Annotated in this window: 14 protein-coding genes and 1 pseudogene; 10 read left to right on the top strand and 5 right to left on the bottom strand. The window is 69.9% G+C overall.

The genetic code is table 11. The features are described from left to right. Positions 1–39: 39 nt before the first annotated feature. The 6 genes from KB893_RS05295 to prpC all read left to right on the top strand — a co-directional run bounded on the left by KB893_RS05295 (position 40) and on the right by prpC (position 6,951). Complete coding sequence (locus KB893_RS05295; protein WP_211928158.1) at positions 40–1,239, top strand: pyridoxal phosphate-dependent aminotransferase; 1,200 nt, start codon at positions 40–42, stop codon at positions 1,237–1,239. 5 nt (positions 1,240–1,244) lie between these two features. Next, positions 1,245–1,622: a glutaredoxin family protein gene (locus KB893_RS05290; protein ID WP_211928159.1), complete on the top strand. Its 378-nt coding sequence runs from the start codon at positions 1,245–1,247 to the stop codon at positions 1,620–1,622. Between the two features lie 22 nt (positions 1,623–1,644). Further along, a complete protein-coding gene (locus KB893_RS05285) occupies positions 1,645–2,631 on the top strand; it encodes a malate dehydrogenase (RefSeq protein ID WP_213173515.1) in 987 nt (328 codons plus the stop codon). Positions 2,632–2,818: 187 nt separating this feature from the next. After that, entirely contained in the window at positions 2,819–4,732 is a 1,914-nt protein-coding gene (prpE, locus tag KB893_RS05280; protein ID WP_211928083.1) for a propionate--CoA ligase, read from the top strand. 106 nt (positions 4,733–4,838) lie between these two features. After that, a complete protein-coding gene (prpB, locus tag KB893_RS05275) occupies positions 4,839–5,729 on the top strand; it encodes a methylisocitrate lyase (RefSeq protein WP_213173514.1) in 891 nt (296 codons plus the stop codon). A 64-nt stretch (positions 5,730–5,793) separates the two neighbouring features. Then, entirely contained in the window at positions 5,794–6,951 is a 1,158-nt protein-coding gene (gene prpC / locus KB893_RS05270) for a bifunctional 2-methylcitrate synthase/citrate synthase (RefSeq protein ID WP_213173513.1), read from the top strand. A gap of 94 nt (positions 6,952–7,045) precedes the next feature. Here prpC and KB893_RS05265 read toward each other — a convergent pair whose 3' ends face one another. Further along, complete coding sequence (locus KB893_RS05265; RefSeq protein WP_211927903.1) at positions 7,046–7,486, bottom strand: cell wall hydrolase; 441 nt, start codon at positions 7,484–7,486, stop codon at positions 7,046–7,048. 408 nt (positions 7,487–7,894) lie between these two features. On the opposite strand from KB893_RS05265, the gene KB893_RS05260 reads away from it, so the two are divergent. From KB893_RS05260 to KB893_RS05245, 4 genes are all read left to right on the top strand, one after another. After that, the gene (locus KB893_RS05260) at positions 7,895–9,346 is read left to right on the top strand and encodes a bifunctional 2-methylcitrate dehydratase/aconitate hydratase (RefSeq protein ID WP_211927904.1); all 1,452 of its coding nucleotides are present in this window, start codon (positions 7,895–7,897) and stop codon (positions 9,344–9,346) included. Positions 9,347–9,486: 140 nt separating this feature from the next. Next, positions 9,487–10,563, top strand: coding sequence for an OmpA family protein (locus KB893_RS05255; RefSeq protein WP_211927905.1), 1,077 nt, complete (start codon positions 9,487–9,489; stop codon positions 10,561–10,563). Between the two features lie 156 nt (positions 10,564–10,719). Then, positions 10,720–11,172, top strand: coding sequence for a hypothetical protein (locus KB893_RS05250; RefSeq protein ID WP_211927906.1), 453 nt, complete (start codon positions 10,720–10,722; stop codon positions 11,170–11,172). 103 nt (positions 11,173–11,275) lie between these two features. Then, positions 11,276–12,028, top strand: coding sequence for a pseudouridine synthase (locus KB893_RS05245; protein ID WP_246505432.1), 753 nt, complete (start codon positions 11,276–11,278; stop codon positions 12,026–12,028). Here KB893_RS05245 and KB893_RS05240 read toward each other — a convergent pair. From KB893_RS05240 to tdh, 4 genes and pseudogenes are all read right to left on the bottom strand, one after another. Next, a pseudogene (locus tag KB893_RS05240) lies at positions 12,020–12,409 on the bottom strand (HNH endonuclease). The gene KB893_RS05245 and the pseudogene KB893_RS05240 overlap by 9 nt on opposite strands. A gap of 10 nt (positions 12,410–12,419) precedes the next feature. After that, entirely contained in the window at positions 12,420–13,613 is a 1,194-nt protein-coding gene (gene kbl / locus KB893_RS05235; RefSeq protein ID WP_211928065.1) for a glycine C-acetyltransferase, read from the bottom strand. A gap of 70 nt (positions 13,614–13,683) precedes the next feature. Continuing rightward, positions 13,684–15,120, bottom strand: a complete 1,437-nt coding sequence (locus KB893_RS05230; RefSeq protein ID WP_211928066.1) for a hypothetical protein — start codon at positions 15,118–15,120, stop codon at positions 13,684–13,686. Positions 15,121–15,202: 82 nt separating this feature from the next. Beyond that, positions 15,203–16,237, bottom strand: a complete 1,035-nt coding sequence (tdh, locus tag KB893_RS05225; protein WP_213173511.1) for an L-threonine 3-dehydrogenase — start codon at positions 16,235–16,237, stop codon at positions 15,203–15,205. Between the last annotated feature and the right edge of the window lie 97 nt (positions 16,238–16,334).

The raw sequence follows: 16,334 nt of genomic DNA, 5'->3' as shown, positions 1-16,334 counted from the left end.
TTTCGCCGCGTTCTTCCCTTCAGCCGCACGAGGTCTTCGATGCCGCAGCTCGCCCAGCGTATGGGTCGCGCCAAGCCCAGCGCGATCATGATGGTTGCCGAAAAGGCGAAGCAGCTCAAAGCCGAAGGCCGCGACATCATCAGCTTCTCGATCGGCGTGCCGAACTTCCTGCCCGGCGACCACGTCTACGCCGCGGTGCGCGAGGCGCTGGCGACCGATTCCGGCCAGTACGGCAGCAACCGCGGCGATCCGGCGGTGCTCGATGCCTTCCTCAGGCACGTCGAGCCGCTCGGCCTCACCGGCTACGGCCGCGAGAACGTGGTGGTCAACGTCGGTGCCAAGCACTCGCTCTACAGCCTGGCGGAGGCGCTGCTGGACGAGGGCGACGAGATCGTCTTTCCGACGCCCTACTGGACCAGCTACCTCGACATCGCCGACATCGTCGGCGCCAAGGTCACGACCCTGCCGTGTCCGCCCGAGCAGGACTACAAGCTCACCCCGGCCCAGCTCGACGCCGCGCTGCAGTCCAAGCCGCGCGTGTTCCTGTTCAACAACCCGTCGAATCCGACCGGCATGGTCTATTCGCGCGAGGAGATCGAGGCGCTCGCCGACGTGCTGGTGAAGTACCCGGACACCTGGGTGATCACCGACGACATCTACAACCGCATGGTCTTCGACGGCCTCGGCTACCACAACTTCGTGCACGCGCGCCCCGAGCTCCGCGAGCGGGTGGTCTTCGCCGACTCGCTGTCCAAGACCTACGGCATGCCGGGCTGGCGCGTCGGCTTCCTGCTCGGTCCGGCCGAGGTGATCAAGGCGGTGGTGACGTTGAATTCCAACGCCATCACCAGCGTGCCGGAGATCGTCAACGCGGCCGCCGTGGCCGCGCTCAGCGGGCCGCAGGACGTGCCCAACGCCAAGTGCGTCGAGTTCCAGGACAAGCGCGACCAGGTGATGGCGGTGCTGGAATCGATCCCGGGCGTCGTGTGTCCGCGGCCGCAGGGCGCGTTCTACGTCTTCCCGGACATCTCCTGCGCCTTCGGCAAGTCCCACGGCGCGATGCGGATCGAGAACGACATCGACTTCTGCAACGCGCTGCTCGAGGCCAAGGGCGTGGCCTGCGTCCCCGGTTCCGCCTTCGGCGAGCCGCGCGCGCTGCGCATCAGCTACACCTGCCCGACGGCGCAGCTGGCGCCGGGCATGGAGCGCATCCGCGAGTTCTTCGCGGAGCTGACCTGACGCCGATGCCGATCCTGCGCATCCTCGCCGCCGCCCTCGTCGCCGCCGCGCTCGCCTGGGGCGGCTGCGGCGCCGCGTCCGCGCACGTCGAGGACGCCGCAGGCCTGGACGCGGACGATCCCCGCGTCGGCCTGCACGACGACGAGATCGTGCTGATCGCCGCCGACTGGTGCGGCTTCTGCCAGCGCCAGGTGCAGGACTTCGAGCGTGGCGGCGTGCGCTACCGGCTGCTCGACTACGACACCGCGGCGGGGCGCAACGCGGCCCGCGCGCTGGGACTGCGCGGCGTGCCGATCACGGTGATCGGCCGCGACGTGGTCCAGGGTTACCGCCCCGACCAGCTCGGGCCACGGCTCGCGCCGCTCGGCTACGACATCTACTGATCCGCCAGACGAGGACCCCCACATGAAGACCCCCGTTCGTGTTGCCGTGACCGGCGCTGCCGGCCAGATCGGCTATTCGCTGCTGTTCCGGATCGCCTCCGGCGAGATGCTGGGCAAGGACCAGCCGGTCATCCTGCAGCTGCTCGAGCTGCCGATGGAGAAGGCCCAGGCCGCGCTGAAGGGCGTGATCATGGAGCTGGAGGACTGCGCGTTCCCGCTGCTGGCCGGCGTCGTCGGCACCGACGATGCCGAGGTCGCGTTCAAGGACGCCGACATCGCGCTGCTGGTCGGCGCGCGTCCGCGCGGCCCGGGCATGGAGCGCAAGGACCTGCTGCTGGAGAACGCCAAGATCTTCACCGCGCAGGGCGCGGCGCTGAACAAGGTCGCCTCGCGCGAGGTCAAGGTGCTGGTGGTCGGCAATCCGGCCAACACCAACGCCTACATCGCGATGAAGTCGGCGCCGGACCTGCCGTCGAAGAACTTCACCGCGATGCTGCGCCTCGACCACAACCGCGCGCTCAGCCAGCTCGCCGAGAAGGCCGGCGTGGCGGTCGGCGACATCGAGGGCCTGGTCGTGTGGGGCAACCACAGCCCGACGATGTATCCCGACTACCGCTTCGCCACCGCCGGCGGCAAGAAGCTCAAGGACCTGGTCAACGACGAGAGCTGGAACCGCGAGACCTTCATCCCGAAGGTGGGCAAGCGCGGCGCCGCGATCATCGAGGCGCGTGGCCTCTCGTCGGCGGCCTCCGCCGCGAACGCCGCGATCGACCACATCCGCGACTGGGCGCTCGGCTCGAACGGCAAGTGGGTCACCATGGGCGTGCCCTCCGACGGCAGCTACGGCGTGCCGGAAGGCGTGATCTGCGGCGTGCCGGTGACCACGCAGAACGGCGAGTACACGGTGGTCAAGGACGTCGAGATCGACGACTACAGCCGCCAGATGATGGACAAGACCCTGGCCGAGCTCGAGGAAGAGCGCAGCGGCGTGGCGCATCTGCTGGGCTGAACGGCGGCAACGCCTGCGTACGTGGAAGGGCGGCCTCGGCCGCCCTTTTTCGTGCACGGTCGGGGACGGTGCTGGACGCCGGCGGTCGCGCCGGCTTCACCTCGCGTGCGCGTTTCGACCAAGGTCGAAAATCCTTCGCCGGCGCGGCGTCCTAGCCTAGGCGCATCGCAGGAGCAGGGCGTTGCGCATGAGCCAGCACGGCAGCAGCTACGAGGAGGTTTACCGCTGGTCGATCGAACAGCCGGAGGCGTTCTGGGCCGAGCAGGCGAAGGCGATCGACTGGCAGCGGGCGCCGGAGCGGATCCTCGACGACTCGCACCCGCCGTTCCGGCGCTGGTTCGTCGGCGGCACCACCAACCTCTGCCACAACGCGGTCGACCGGCACCTGGAGGCGCGCGGCGACCAGCTCGCGCTCGTGGCGGTCTCGACCGAGACCGACCTGACCCGCGAGCTGACCTACCGGCAGCTGCACCGCGAGGTCTCCGCCGCCGCGGCGGTCCTGCAGTCGCTGGATGTCGGCGTCGGCGACCGGGTGGTGATCTACATGCCCAACATCGCCGAGGCGGTGGTGGCGATGCTCGCCTGCGCGCGGATCGGTGCGATCCATTCCGTCGTCTTCGGCGGCTTCGCCGCGCACAACCTGGCGCTGCGCATCGACGATGCCCGGCCCAAGCTCCTGATCTGCGCCGACGCCGGCATGCGCGGCGGCAAGCTGGTGCGCTACAAGCCGCTGGTCGACGCGGCGCTCGCCGAGGCCGCGCACGCGCCGCCGAAGGTGCTGATCGTCGACCGCGGCCTGGATCCCGGGCTGGAGCGGGTGGCGGGGCGCGACCTCGACTACGCGGAACTCGTCGCGCGCCATGCCGATGCCGAGGTGCCGGTCGCCTGGCTGGAATCGAATGCACCGAGCTACCTGCTCTATACCTCCGGCACCACCGGCCGACCCAAGGGCGTGCAGCGCGACGTCGGCGGGCACGCGGTCGCGATGGCGCTGTCGATGCGCACGGTGTACGACGTGGGGCCCGGGCAGGTGATGTTCTCGACGTCCGACGTCGGCTGGGCGGTCGGACACAGCTACAACGTCTACGGCCCGCTGATCGTCGGTGCGACCTCGCTGCTCTACGAGGGGCTGCCGACGAGCCCCGATGCCGGCATCTGGTGGTCGCTGTGCGCGAAGTACCGCGTGCGCACCATGTTCTCCTCGCCGACCGGCATCCGCGTGCTGAAGAAGCACGACGCCGCGTGGCTCCGGAAGTACGACCTGTCGGCGCTGCGCTGGCTGTTCCTGGCCGGCGAGCCGCTCGACGAGCCGACCGCGCGCTGGATCAACGACGGCCTCGGCAAGCCGGTGATCGACAACTACTGGCAGACCGAGACCGGCTGGCCGGTGCTGTGCCTGCTGCCGGGCCTGGACCTCAAGCCGGCGAAGTTCGGATCGCCGGGCCTGCCCAACCTCGGCTTCAACCTGCGCGTCATCGACGAGGCGACCGGCCGCGACGCCGGACCCAACGAGAAGGGCGTGCTGGTGATCCAGCCGCCGCTGCCGCCGGGCTGCCTGTCGACGGTGTGGAACGACGACAAGCGTTTCCTCTCCAGCTACTTCAGCCACTTCAAGGAGCTGCTCTACAGCTCGCTGGACTGGGCGGTGCGCGATGGCGACGGCTACACCTACATCCTCGGCCGCACCGACGACGTCATCAACGTCGCCGGGCATCGCCTGGGCACGCGCGAGATCGAGGAGATCGTCTCCGGCCATGCGGCCGTCGCCGAGGCGGCCGTGGTCGGCACCACCGACGAACTCAAGGGCCAGGTGCCGGTGGTGTTCGCGACGCTGCGCGCGGCGGGCGACGAGGCCGCGCGCGACGCCGCCGCCCGCGGCATGGCCGAGCGCGTCACCGCGCAGCTCGGTGCGGTCGCGCGACCGGCCCGCATCTACATCGTCGACGCGCTGCCGAAGACCCGCTCCGGCAAGCTGCTGCGGCGTTCGCTGGCGGCGATCAGCGAGCATCGTGATCCGGGCGACCTGTCGACCCTGGACGATCCGAATGCGCTGGAGGAGATCAAGCGCGCGCTCGCGCGCGGACCGGACTACGGCGGCTGACGCCGTCGCTCCCGTCGCGCTTCGCCGCCGCGTAACGCGCTGCGGCGCAAGATGGGACGTTCCCGCCGCGCGGCTAGAATGGCGGGCTTTCCATCACGGAGGTGGCATGAGCCAGACGCTCTCCGCCGGCGCGCGTTTCCGCGCCGCGCTGCAAGAAGAATCGCCGCTGCAGGTCATCGGCGCGATCAACGCCAACCACGCCCTGCTGGCCAGGCGCGCCGGCTACCGGGCGATCTACCTGTCCGGGGGCGGCGTCGCCGCCGGTTCGCTCGGGCTGCCCGACCTCGGCATCAACACGATGGAGGACGTGCTGATCGACGTCCGCCGCATCACCGATGTCTGCGACCTGCCGCTGCTGGTCGACGTCGACACCGGCTTCGGCCCGAGCGCGTTCAACATCGCGCGCACGATCAAGTCGCTGATCAAGGCCGGCGCCGGCGCCTGCCACATCGAGGACCAGGTCGGCGCCAAGCGCTGCGGCCATCGTCCCGGCAAGGAGATCGTGAGCGCGGACGAGATGGTGGACCGGGTCAGGGCCGCGGTCGATGCGCGCACCGATCCGGACTTCTTCGTCATCGCCCGCACCGACGCCATCGCGGTCGACGGCGTGGACGCCGCGCTCGAGCGCGCGCAGAAGTGCGTGGAGGCCGGCGCCGACGGCATCTTCGCCGAGGCCGCCTACGACCTCGAGACCTACAGGCGCTTCGTCGACGCGCTCGATGTGCCGGTGCTGGCCAACATCACCGAGTTCGGCAAGACCCCGCTGTTCACCCGCGACGAGCTGGCTTCGGTCGGCGTCGGCATCCAGCTGTACCCGCTGTCGGCGTTCCGCGCGATGAACAAGGCCGCCGAGGACGTCTACACCGCCATCCGCCGCGATGGCCACCAGAAGAACGTCGTCGACCGGATGCAGACGCGCGAGGAGCTGTACGAGCGCATCGGCTACCACGCCTTCGAGCAGCATCTCGACGCGCTCTACGCGAAGAAGCACGGCTGAGTCGCCGCCATGACGCCGCGGCCGACGCGCCGCGGCCGCCCCGCATCATTCCAGGAGACAGTCCATGTCCGAGACTCCGAACCCGACCTTCAAGCCGAAGAAGTCGGTCGCGCTCAGCGGCACCGCCGCCGGCAATACCGCGCTGTGCACCGTCGGGCGCAGCGGCAACGACCTGCACTACCGCGGCTACGACATCCTCGACCTCGCCACCACCAGCGAGTTCGAGGAGATCGCCTACCTGCTGGTGCACGGCAAGCTGCCGACCGCGGCCGAGCTGCGCGGCTACAAGGCCAAGCTGAAGTCGCTGCGCGGCGTGCCCGCGGCGGTGCGCGTCGCCCTCGAACAGCTGCCGCCCTCGGCGCATCCGATGGACGTGATGCGCACGGGCGTGTCGGTGCTGGGCTGCATCGCGCCGGAGAAGGACGACCACAACCATCCGGGCGCGCGCGACATCGCCGACAGGCTGATGGCCTCGCTGGGCTCGATGCTGCTGTACTGGTACCACTACAGCCACAACGGCGTGCGCATCGAGATCGACACCGACGACGACTCGATCGGCGGCCATTTCCTGCACCTGCTGCACGGCAGCGCGCCGCGCGAGTCGTGGGTGCGGGCGATGCACACCAGCCTGATCCTCTACGCCGAGCACGAGTTCAACGCCTCGACCTTCGCCTCGCGCGTGGTCGCCGGTACCGGCAGCGACATGTACTCGGCCGTCGCCGCCGGCATCGGCGCGCTGCGCGGCCCGAAGCACGGTGGCGCCAACGAGGTCGCCTTCGAGGTGCAGAAGCGCTACGACACGCCGGACGAGGCGGAGGCCGACATTCGCGCGCGCGTGGAGCGCAAGGAAGTGGTCATCGGCTTCGGCCACCCCGTGTACACGGTGAGCGACCCGCGCAACAAGGTGATCAAGCAGGTCGCGCAGGAGCTCTCGCAGGAGCAGGGCAGCATGAAGATGTACGACATCGCCGAGCGGCTGGAGTCGGTGATGTGGGACATCAAGAAGATGTTCCCCAACCTCGACTGGTTCAGTGCCGTCAGCTACCACATGATGGGTGTGCCCACGGCGATGTTCACGCCGCTGTTCGTCATCGCCCGCACCGCCGGCTGGAGCGCGCACATCATCGAGCAGCGGATCGACGGCAAGATCATCCGCCCGAGCGCCAACTACACCGGGCCCGAGGACCGTCAGTTCGTGCCGATCGCCGAGCGCACGGTCTGAGAGGCTTCCGACGCAAGGCAGCGAAAAGGCCCCGCGATGCGGGGCCTTTTAGGTGCTGCCGGTGGCGTGCGGCCGCCGGCCGCCGCTGCTGCGGTCAGAGGCGCAGCACCCGATAGAAGGCGTGGTCGCCGATGGTCGCGACCTTGTGCGAGGAGCGCCAGGAGGGAGTCGCATAGAGCGCGGCGAAGTGGCTCGCGCCCGGGACGACTTCCTTGCGCTGCTCCGGCGGGAGCGACCACTGGTGCTCGGCATCGAGCGCGATCGCGGCCGAAGCGGTCCAGGCCTCCAGGTTCTTGAGGCGGTGCCCGGGATGCACGAGCGAGGGCGCAAACTGGCCGCGCGCTGTGACCACCTCGCAGACGCTGTCGCCCCAGAGGCCGCTCTCCAGGCGCCGCATGGCGACTTCGGCCACGGCACGCTGGCCGACCACCGACTGGTTGCGCGCTTCAAGGTAGACCGTGGTGGTCAGGCACAGCGGGTCGGCGACCGGCTGCGGAAGCAACTGCGCGAGCCACAGGATCAGGCTCAACTTCATGGCGTTCTCCTTGCTCCGTTGCGCGGCCTTCCGCGCCCGTGCAGCGAGCTGCAAGGACGCGACAACGGAAGGACCTGCCTGGCGTGATGGGGACGCACGGCTTGAAGCCGTTTCGCTGCCCGGTGAAGCCAACGCATCGCGTCACCGGCTCACAAAAAACCCGCGGGGCCACAGGCCGCGGGTCTGCAATGGCGCGCACGGTATCCACGCAAATCACAACGAAGGGTGAACCCGCTCTTCACGGTTCGACGACGCGTTGTGGTAGTGCGCGGGAGCCGACGTGACCTTCGGAGGTGCCCGCGCAATGCAACCTGGGGCCCGTGCACGCGCGCTGCGCGGGTCGGCTGCCTGTGACTGTCGACCCGCTCTGGCAGAATGCGCGACCTCGTCCGAACCAGCAGGAAAGCCATGAGTCACCACGACATCCGTTCCGCCGTGCGTCCGGAGTTCGATGCGCCGATCGCCGCGGTCGCCGACTACGTCGCCGACTACCGCGTCGAGTCGCAGGAGGTCATCGACACGGCGCGCTACATGCTCCTCGACTCGCTGGCGTGCGCGATGCTGGCGATGAAGTTCCCGGACTGCACCAAGCATCTCGGCCCGCTGGTGCCGGGCGCCACGCTCGCCGGCGGCGCGCGCGTGCCCGGAACGGACTACGAGCTCGACCCGGTGCAGGCCGCCTTCAACATCGGCACCCAGGTCCGCTGGCTCGACTTCAACGACACCTGGCTGGCGGCCGAATGGGGCCATCCTTCCGACAACCTCGGCGCCATCCTCGCCGTCGCCGACTGGCAGGGGCGGCAGGCGGAGAAGGAGGGCAGGGCGGCACCGACCGTCGGCGACGTCCTCGGCTGGGCGGTCAAGGCCCACGAGATCCAGGGTGTGTACGCGCTGCAGAACAGCTTCAACCGCGTCGGCCTGGACCACGTCATCCTGGTGCGGCTGGCGTCGACGGCGGTAAGCGCCGCCATGCTCGGCGGCAGCAAGGAGCAGATCCGCAACGCCGTCTCGCACAGCTGGATCGACAACGGCGTGCTGCGCACCTACCGCCATGCTCCGAACACCGGTCCGCGCAAGAGCTGGGCTGCCGGCGATGCCTGCCGTCGCGCCGTCACCCATGCGCTCAACGCCGTGCACAAGAACGTCGTCGGCTACCCGAGCGCCCTGTCGGCCAAGACCTGGGGCTTCTACGACATCGCCTTCAACGGCAAGCCGTTCGAGTTCGAGCGTCCCTTCGGCAGCTACGTGATGGAGAACGTGCTGTTCAAGATCAGCTATCCGGCCGAGTTCCACGCGCAGACCGCGGTCGAGTGCGCGATGACGCTGCACGGCGAAGTGGGTTCCAGGATCGATGAGATCGAGAAGATCGTCATCGAGACGCAGGAAGCGGGCGTGCGCATCATCGACAAGACCGGCCCGCTCGCCAACTACGCCGACCGCGACCACTGCATCCAGTACATGGTCGCCGTGCCGCTGATCTTCGGCCGCCTCACCGCCGACGACTACGGCGATGCCGTCGCCGCCGATCCGCGCATCGACGCGCTGCGCGCGAAGATGGAGGTGGTCGAGAACCCGCAGTTCACCAAGGACTATTTCGACCCCGAGAAGCGCTACATCGGCAATTCGGTGCAGGTGTTCTTCAAGGACGGCTCGTCGACGGAGAAGGTCTCGATCGACTATCCGATCGGTCACCGGCGCCGTCGCGAAGAAGGCATCCCGGTGCTGATGCGCAAGTTCGAGGCCGCCATCCGGGCGCAGTTTCCGGCTGACCGCGCCGAGGCGATCATCGCCGCGGCGGGCGACGCGCAGGGGTTCGTGAACATGCCCGTCACGAAGCTGATGGAACTGTTCGCGGCCTGAGCGCCGGGTGGGTACGTGAGGATCGTTACGACGGTGTTAACCTCCTCTTCACGGCGTGCCGATAAGCTGCACCAGATGGCGCGCCGAACGGGCCGTCACCACCCTTACGTTTCAGACGGTATTTCTCCAAGGAGCGTGTAATGAAGAAGAAACTCCTGTGCTGTGCCCTGCTCGGCGCGATGGGCGTGGCCTCCACCGCGATGGCGCAAGACTACGACGACCGCTGGTACGTCGGCGCCGCCGCCGGCTTCAACTTCCAGGATTCGGATCGTGGGACGGAAGACACGCCGTTCGGCGAGATCAGCTTCGGTCGCTTCATCGACCCGAACTGGTCGCTGGACTTCACCCTGAACTACCAGAACCCGGAGATGGATTCCAACCAGGATCTCTGGTGGAGCCAGTACGGTGCGTCGGTCGACGCCCGCTACCACTTCCGCGACGCGACCAGCGACCAGACCTGGTGGCCCTACGTGCGCTTCGGCCTCGGCCTGCAGCGCTCGGAGGAGGAGTTCGACATCTCGCCGGACGCGCGTTCGCCGGGCCAGCGTCGTGACAACTACCTCGCCGCCAATGTCGGCGTCGGTCTGCAGGCCGACTACGGCCGCGCCGCGCTGCGTACCGAGGTCGGTGCGCGCGTGAACTTCGACGACAGCAGCTTCAACGCTCCGGGCGAGGACGAGTTCGTCGACGCGCTGGCTTCGATCGGCGTCATCGTCAAGCTCGGGCCGGAGCCGGCTGCGCCGGTCGCCCCGGCTCCGCCGCCGCCGCCGCCGCCGCCGGCCCCGCCGGCTGGTCCTTGCGACAACATGGACATCCCGCCGGGTACCCCGGTCGGTCCGGATGGCTGCCCGGTTCCGGTCACCATCGACCTGCGTGGCGTGAACTTCGACTTCGACAAGGCCACCCTGCGTCCGGACGCGGTTTCGGTCCTGAACGAGGCGGTCCAGGTCCTGCAGAACTACCCGGACCTGCGTGTCGAGGTTGCCGGCCACACCGACTCGATCGGTACCGAGCAGTACAACCAGGGCCTGTCCGAGCGCCGCGCCCGTGCCGTGTACGACTACCTGCAGCAGCAGGGCATCGCCGCGTCGCGTCTGGTGGGTCCGGTCGGCTACGGCGAGAGCCGCCCGATCGCTCCGAACACCAACCCGGACGGCACCGACAATCCGGAAGGCCGCGCGGAGAACCGCCGCACGGAGCTCAACGTCCAGAACTGATTACCGTTCGGGATTGCTGTACCCTTCGAAGCCCGGCCTCGTGCCGGGCTTCTTTTTTGTCCGTTCGTCGGCTTTGGCTCGTTGCCATTGAAGGACTTACGGCGACTTCCTAGACTTCGATATCAAGTCACTCCGGTCCTCTCTGCCATGTCGCGCATCCTGTTGTCGGCCACCGTTCTCGGAGCCCTCGCTCTCGCCCCCTTCGCTGCCCATGCCGACCCGGCCTGCGCCGGCGCGGTGGTGCCCGAGCCGCGGCCGGTCCGGCCCACCGGGATCCCGGCGGTGGCGATGGAACTCCCGGCAGGCGGCAGCCGCCTGGGCGCGCCGAGCGGGCTGATGGCGAGGACCGCGGACGAGATGCAGTCGGTGGACCGCGTGCTGCTCCGGCTGCGCCTGGAGGGTTGCCAGAACGTCTCCGCCGCCGCGGGCTACCAGAAGCGCACCGAATGGGACAACAAGCCCTGGCGCTTCAATGCCGGTACCAAGTTCACCGCGGCGGACTTCGACGCGTGGATGAAGGAGCGCGGCATCACCATCTCCAAGGCCGCCCCGGCCGCGGCGCCGGCAGCGGCGGTGCCCGCCGCCGAACAGGTCGAGACGCAGGACTGAAAGCCGCCCGGCGGGCGCGTGCGGCGGCCATGCGCCGGCATTGCGGCGGATGCATGAGGCGCCCGCCAGGGGTCGACCTCTGCTCGCCCACGGGGGTGCGGCGATGACGCCGCCGACGCGCCGCGACACCGGCGTGCGCTACGGCATCGCCCGGGTCATGTCCAAGCGTGGCCTGTGCTCGCGCAGCGAAGCCGAGCGGCTGGTGCGCGCGGGCCGCGTGCGGCTCGACGGCAGGCCGGTGCTGGACCCGGAGCGGCCCGCCGACCCGCAGCGCGCACGCATCGAGATCGACGGCGCCGCGACCGGCGCCGCCGTGCCGCTGTTCCTCGCGCTCAACAAGCCGCGCGGCCTGGTCTGCACCGCGCGCGACGAGCGCGGACGCGACACCGTCTTCCGCTGCTTCGAGGGCGCAGGGCTCCCGCACGTCGCCCCGGTGGGCCGGCTCGACCAGGCCAGCGAAGGCCTGCTGCTCTTCAGCAACGATCCGGTCTGGGCGGCCGGCATCACCGCGCCGCAGACGGGACCGGTCAAGACTTACCGGGTGCAGGTGGACCGGCCCGTCGATGACGAGCGCCTGTGCGCCATCGGCGCCGGTGCCGTCGATGCCGGCGAGGTTCTCGGCGTGCACGCGGTGCGCCTGCTGCGCGACAACCCGCGCACCGCCTGGCTCGAGATCGAACTGCACGAGGGCCGCAACCGGCACATCCGGCGCCTGCTCGCCGCGCACGGCCTGGGCGTGCTGCGGCTGGTGCGGGTGGCGATCGGGCCGGTGGCGCTCGGCGACCTCGCCAAGGGACAGTGGCGGGCGCTCGATCCCGCCGAGGTGGATGCGCTGCGGAGCCCCGGCTCAGCCTGAGCCGGATGGCTCGCGCCAGCGACGCAGGCGCGTGTCGAGCAGGGCGGCGACGACCGCGTGCGCGCGTGCATCCTGCGGCCCGCGCGCGTCGGGACCCGTGCCCTTGCCCTGGTTGCAGCGCGCGCAGGCCAGGGCGAGGTTGCGCGCGTCGTCGGGATCCCCGCCGACCCGTGCGACCAGGTCCGCCGCCGCGCGCTTGCCGAATCACGCGCGCGGCACCACGTGTTCGAGCGAGGCCGCGCCGAGCGGGGTGCCGTCGGCTCCGACCTCAAGCCGCGTCCGGCAATGGAGACAGCGCGTGGTCCAGCCGTCGCCGGAGGGCATGGCGTCGGCATCCGTGGCCACCGCCTTCAGGAAGCGGTGGCGCAGGGATGCCCGCACGGACGCCGCCTCAGTCCTTGATCGCGCCCAGTTCGCGGCCGACGCGGACGAAGGCGTCGATCGCGCGATCGAGCTGCTCGCGCGTGTGCGCCGCCGACATCTGCGTGCGGATGCGCGCCTGGTTGCGGGGCACGACCGGGAAGAAGAAGCCGATCGCGTAGATCCCTTCCTCCAGCAGGCGCTCGGCGAAGCGCTGCGCGAGCGGCGCGTCGTAGAGCATCACCGGCACGATCGGATGCTCGCCGGGCTTGAGGTCGAAGCCCGCCGCGGTCATGCGCTCGCGGAAATGCGCGGTGTTCGCCTTGAGCGTCTCGCGCAGGTCGCCCGCCTCCTCGAGCATGTCGAAGACCTCGATGCCGGCGGCGACCACGTGCGGCGGCAGCGAGTTGGAGAACAGGTAGGGCCGCGAGCGCTGGCGCAGCATCTCGATCACCTCGCGCCTGGCGGTGGTGAAGCCGCCGACCGCGCCGCCCAGGGCCTTGCCCAGGGTGCCGGTGACGATGTCGATGCGATCCAGCACGCCACGCACCTCCGCCGAGCCGCGGCCGGTCGCGCCGAGGAAGCCGGTGGCGTGGCATTCGTCGATATGGACCAGGGCGTCGTACTTCCTCGCCAGCGCGGTGATCTGGTCGAGCGGCGCGATGAAGCCGTCCATCGAGAACACGCCGTCGGTGGTGATCAGGATCGTGCCTGCGCCGTCGGCCCGCGCCTGCCTGAGCTGGGCCTCGAGGTCGGCCATGTCGCAGTTGGCGTAGCGGTAGCGCCTGGCCTTGCACAGGCGCACGCCGTCGATGATCGAGGCGTGGTTGAGGGCGTCGGAGACGATGGCGTCGTTCTCGCCCAGCAGCGGCTCGAACAGGCCGCCGTTGGCGTCGAAGCAGGCGGCGTAGAGAATGGTGTCCTCCTGGCCGAAGAAGGCGGCGATCTTCGCCTCGAGCTGCTTGTGCAGGTCCTGGGTACCGCAGATGAAGCGGACCGAGGCCATGCCGAAGCCGTGGGTGTCCAGCGCCTTCTTGGCCGCGTCGATGATGCGCGGATGGTCGGCGAGGCCGAGGTAGTTGTTGGCGCAGAAGTTGAGGACGCGGCGGCCGTCCTCGAGCTCGATCTCGGCCGACTGCGGCGAGACGATGATGCGCTCGCGCTTGAACAGGCCCTGCTCGCGGATGGCGTCGAGTTCGGTGGTGTAGCGTGCGGTGAGCGACATGGCGGTCCGTTGATGCGGCGAAAGTGCGCAGTCTAGCCGGGCGCGGCAGGGCGTCACGTGAGGCGCGCGGTCACTGCAGGGCGGTCGTCGCCGGCGCGGACGGGGCGAGCACGGCGGTCGCGTAGGGCGGCGCGTCCGGGTACGGCGCGCGGCTGACGATGCTCCAGCCGCGCACGGTCAGTTCGCGCTCGGCGAGGTCGCTGACCCGGCCGCCGACCAGCACGGTGCGATAGGGGTGGTCGCCGATGCCGGGACTGTCGAACCACTCCTGCATCTGCGGCGTCCAGCTCAGGTAGTCCACTGGCAGCGGGAGGACGAACTCGTTGCCCGGAGTCAGGTACGCCAGGATCGCGCCCTGCGGCACGAACCGCCCGCCGCGGCCGGCGTCGCCGAAATGGCGCTCGATCTGGCCCAGGGCGTCGAGCACGAAGCGCGTCTCGATCCCGCTGCGCGCCATCAGCGCGGTCTCCAGCAGCGCCTCGCAGCCTTCGGCGGGTGCCAGCCGCAGCAGGCGGTCGACCAGGAGGGTCTGCTGCGTCGAGGAGAAGCGCCCGCGCCAGAGGAAGTCGTAGCGCAGCTCCGGGTCCGCGCAGACGTAGCCCAGGCGCTCGTCGTTGCGCGCGCGCGCGTCCTCGTCGGGCAGCGACAGCACGTTGCTGTCGATCGTGCCCGCGGTGCCGAGGACGTCCGAGGCCCCCGCGGTCAGCACCGTGTAGATGCGGTCCACGCCGATGCGGCCGATGGTCGCCATCCATGCCAGGCGATCCAGGCGCGGGCGGATCAGCGGATTGTCCGTGCCCGCATCGACGCCCAGCCGCGCGGCGATCTCGCGGCGCAGGCGGTTGAAGCGCAGCTCGCCCTTGACCAGGCGCACGGACTCCTTGCTGACGTCGTTGTCGGCCCACCAGGCCTCCTCGTCCTCCCCTTCGGCGTCCGGCAGGGGCGCGCGCCATGCGCTCATCGGCGCGTCCGCATCGCGGTAGGGCGAGCCGTTGCCGAAGATGTGGTCGCCGGCGCGGTCGCCGAGCTTGGTCGCGCGGTCGCGGATCCTGCGCAGGCGCTCGCCGAAATAGCGCAAGACGCCCTCCGGCAGGCCGACCACGGCGTCCACGGGGTTGCTCACCACGTTCCACAGCGCCCGCGCCGGGCCCGAGACCTGGTCCAGGCCGGCCTCGCCGAGGACGCCGGTGACGGTGGCGTCCTGCACCACGGGAATGGCCGGCATCTCGGCCACGCGCTGGGCCAGCACGCCGACGCTCTCGGCCTCGAGCGTGCCCCAGTCGGTATCGATCACGAACCGCGCCTGGTAGCCGTGGATGCGCGCCATGGCACGCACGTTCCAGCCCGGGCCGGCGAGCAGTTCCGGCGCGACCAGGTCGACGGCGGGCAGCAGGGGTTCGGATTCGGTCTCGGCCTGCGCGGCGCCGGCGGTGCAGACGAGGACGAGGATCAGCCAGCACGGGCTGCGGCGATGCGCGCGCAGCGGCGGAACGGGGGAGGGGGGCACGGAGGGTGCGGTCGTGGGCCGCGGGTTCGGGTGGGGAGGACCGTCGCCGGCGCCGCGCATCCGCGCGCCGGCGACCGGCGCGTCAGGTCCAGCTGCAGACCACCTTGCCGCAGTGGCCGGAGGCCATCAGGTCGAAGCCCTTCTGGAAATCGTCGACGTGGATCTGGTGGGTGAGCACCTTGCCCAGGGGGAAGCCGGACAGCACCAGCTGGGTCATCTTGTACCAGGTCTCGTACATCCGGCGGCCGTAGATGCCGTGCATCACCAGGCCCTTGAAGATGACCTTGTCCCAGTCGATCCCGGCGCCGTTGGGCAGGATCCCGAGCAGGGCCACGCGGCCGCCGTGGTACATGCAGTCGAGCATGTCGTTGAAGGCGCGCGGGTTGCCGCTCATCTCCAGGGCGACGTCGAAGCCCTCCATGTGGAGATCCTTCATCACCTCCTTGAGCGAGGTGTTGGCGACGTTGACCACGCGGGTCGCGCCCATGTCGGCGGCGAGCTTGAGCCGGTAGTCGTTGACGTCGGTGACCACCACGTTGCGCGCGCCGATGTGCTTGCAGATGCCGGCGGCGATGACGCCGATCGGGCCGGCGCCGGTGATCAGCACGTCCTCGCCGACCACGTCGAACTCCAGCGCGCAGTGCGCGGCGTTGCCGTAGGGGTCGAAGAAGGCGGCGAGTTCAGACGGGATGGCGTCGGGAATCGGCCACAGGTTGCTGGCCGGCATCACCACGTACTCGGCGAAGGCCCCGTCGCGGTTGACGCCGATGCCGACCGTGTTCGGGCACAGGTGCTGGCGCCCGGCGCGGCAGTTGCGGCAGTGCCCGCAGACGATGTGGCCCTCGGCGGAGACGCGGTCGCCGACCGCATAGCCGGTGACGCCGGGGCCGAGCAAGGCCACGCGGCCGACGAACTCGTGGCCGATGACCAGGCCCGGCCTGATCGTGCGCTGCGCCCACTCGTCCCATTTGTAGATGTGCAGGTCGGTGCCGCAGATGGCGGTCTTCTCCACCCGCACCAGGACCTCGTTCGGGCCGGGTGCCGGCACCGGCACCTCCTCCATCCAGATGCCCTCGGTCGCGTTGCGCTTGACCAGCGCCTTCATCGTCTGCGCCATCGTCGAAAGTCCCTTCCGGGGCCGGTGCGACGCGCACCAGCCAAAGACCGTCGATTATACCGGCGCACGGTGAACGCACCGCCGACCATGACCGTCG

Origin of the sequence: Coralloluteibacterium stylophorae (assembly GCF_018122625.2) — a bacterium.
Classification (GTDB): Bacteria; Pseudomonadota; Gammaproteobacteria; order Xanthomonadales; family Xanthomonadaceae; genus Coralloluteibacterium; species Coralloluteibacterium stylophorae.
The sequence above is the reverse complement of the archived record's forward strand: the minus strand, read 5'-3'. Positions and strand labels throughout refer to the sequence as shown.

Coding starts and splice junctions, on each gene's coding strand:
- KB893_RS05295 (WP_211928158.1), top strand. CDS start 40: ATGCCGCAGCTCGCCCAGCGTATGGGTCGCGCCAAGCCCAGCGCGATC.
- KB893_RS05290 (WP_211928159.1), top strand. CDS start 1,245: ATGCCGATCCTGCGCATCCTCGCCGCCGCCCTCGTCGCCGCCGCGCTC.
- KB893_RS05285 (WP_213173515.1), top strand. CDS start 1,645: ATGAAGACCCCCGTTCGTGTTGCCGTGACCGGCGCTGCCGGCCAGATC.
- prpE (WP_211928083.1), top strand. CDS start 2,819: ATGAGCCAGCACGGCAGCAGCTACGAGGAGGTTTACCGCTGGTCGATC.
- prpB (WP_213173514.1), top strand. CDS start 4,839: ATGAGCCAGACGCTCTCCGCCGGCGCGCGTTTCCGCGCCGCGCTGCAA.
- prpC (WP_213173513.1), top strand. CDS start 5,794: ATGTCCGAGACTCCGAACCCGACCTTCAAGCCGAAGAAGTCGGTCGCG.
- KB893_RS05265 (WP_211927903.1), bottom strand. CDS start 7,486: ATGAAGTTGAGCCTGATCCTGTGGCTCGCGCAGTTGCTTCCGCAGCCG.
- KB893_RS05260 (WP_211927904.1), top strand. CDS start 7,895: ATGAGTCACCACGACATCCGTTCCGCCGTGCGTCCGGAGTTCGATGCG.
- KB893_RS05255 (WP_211927905.1), top strand. CDS start 9,487: ATGAAGAAGAAACTCCTGTGCTGTGCCCTGCTCGGCGCGATGGGCGTG.
- KB893_RS05245 (WP_246505432.1), top strand. CDS start 11,276: ATGACGCCGCCGACGCGCCGCGACACCGGCGTGCGCTACGGCATCGCC.
- kbl (WP_211928065.1), bottom strand. CDS start 13,613: ATGTCGCTCACCGCACGCTACACCACCGAACTCGACGCCATCCGCGAG.
- tdh (WP_213173511.1), bottom strand. CDS start 16,237: ATGGCGCAGACGATGAAGGCGCTGGTCAAGCGCAACGCGACCGAGGGC.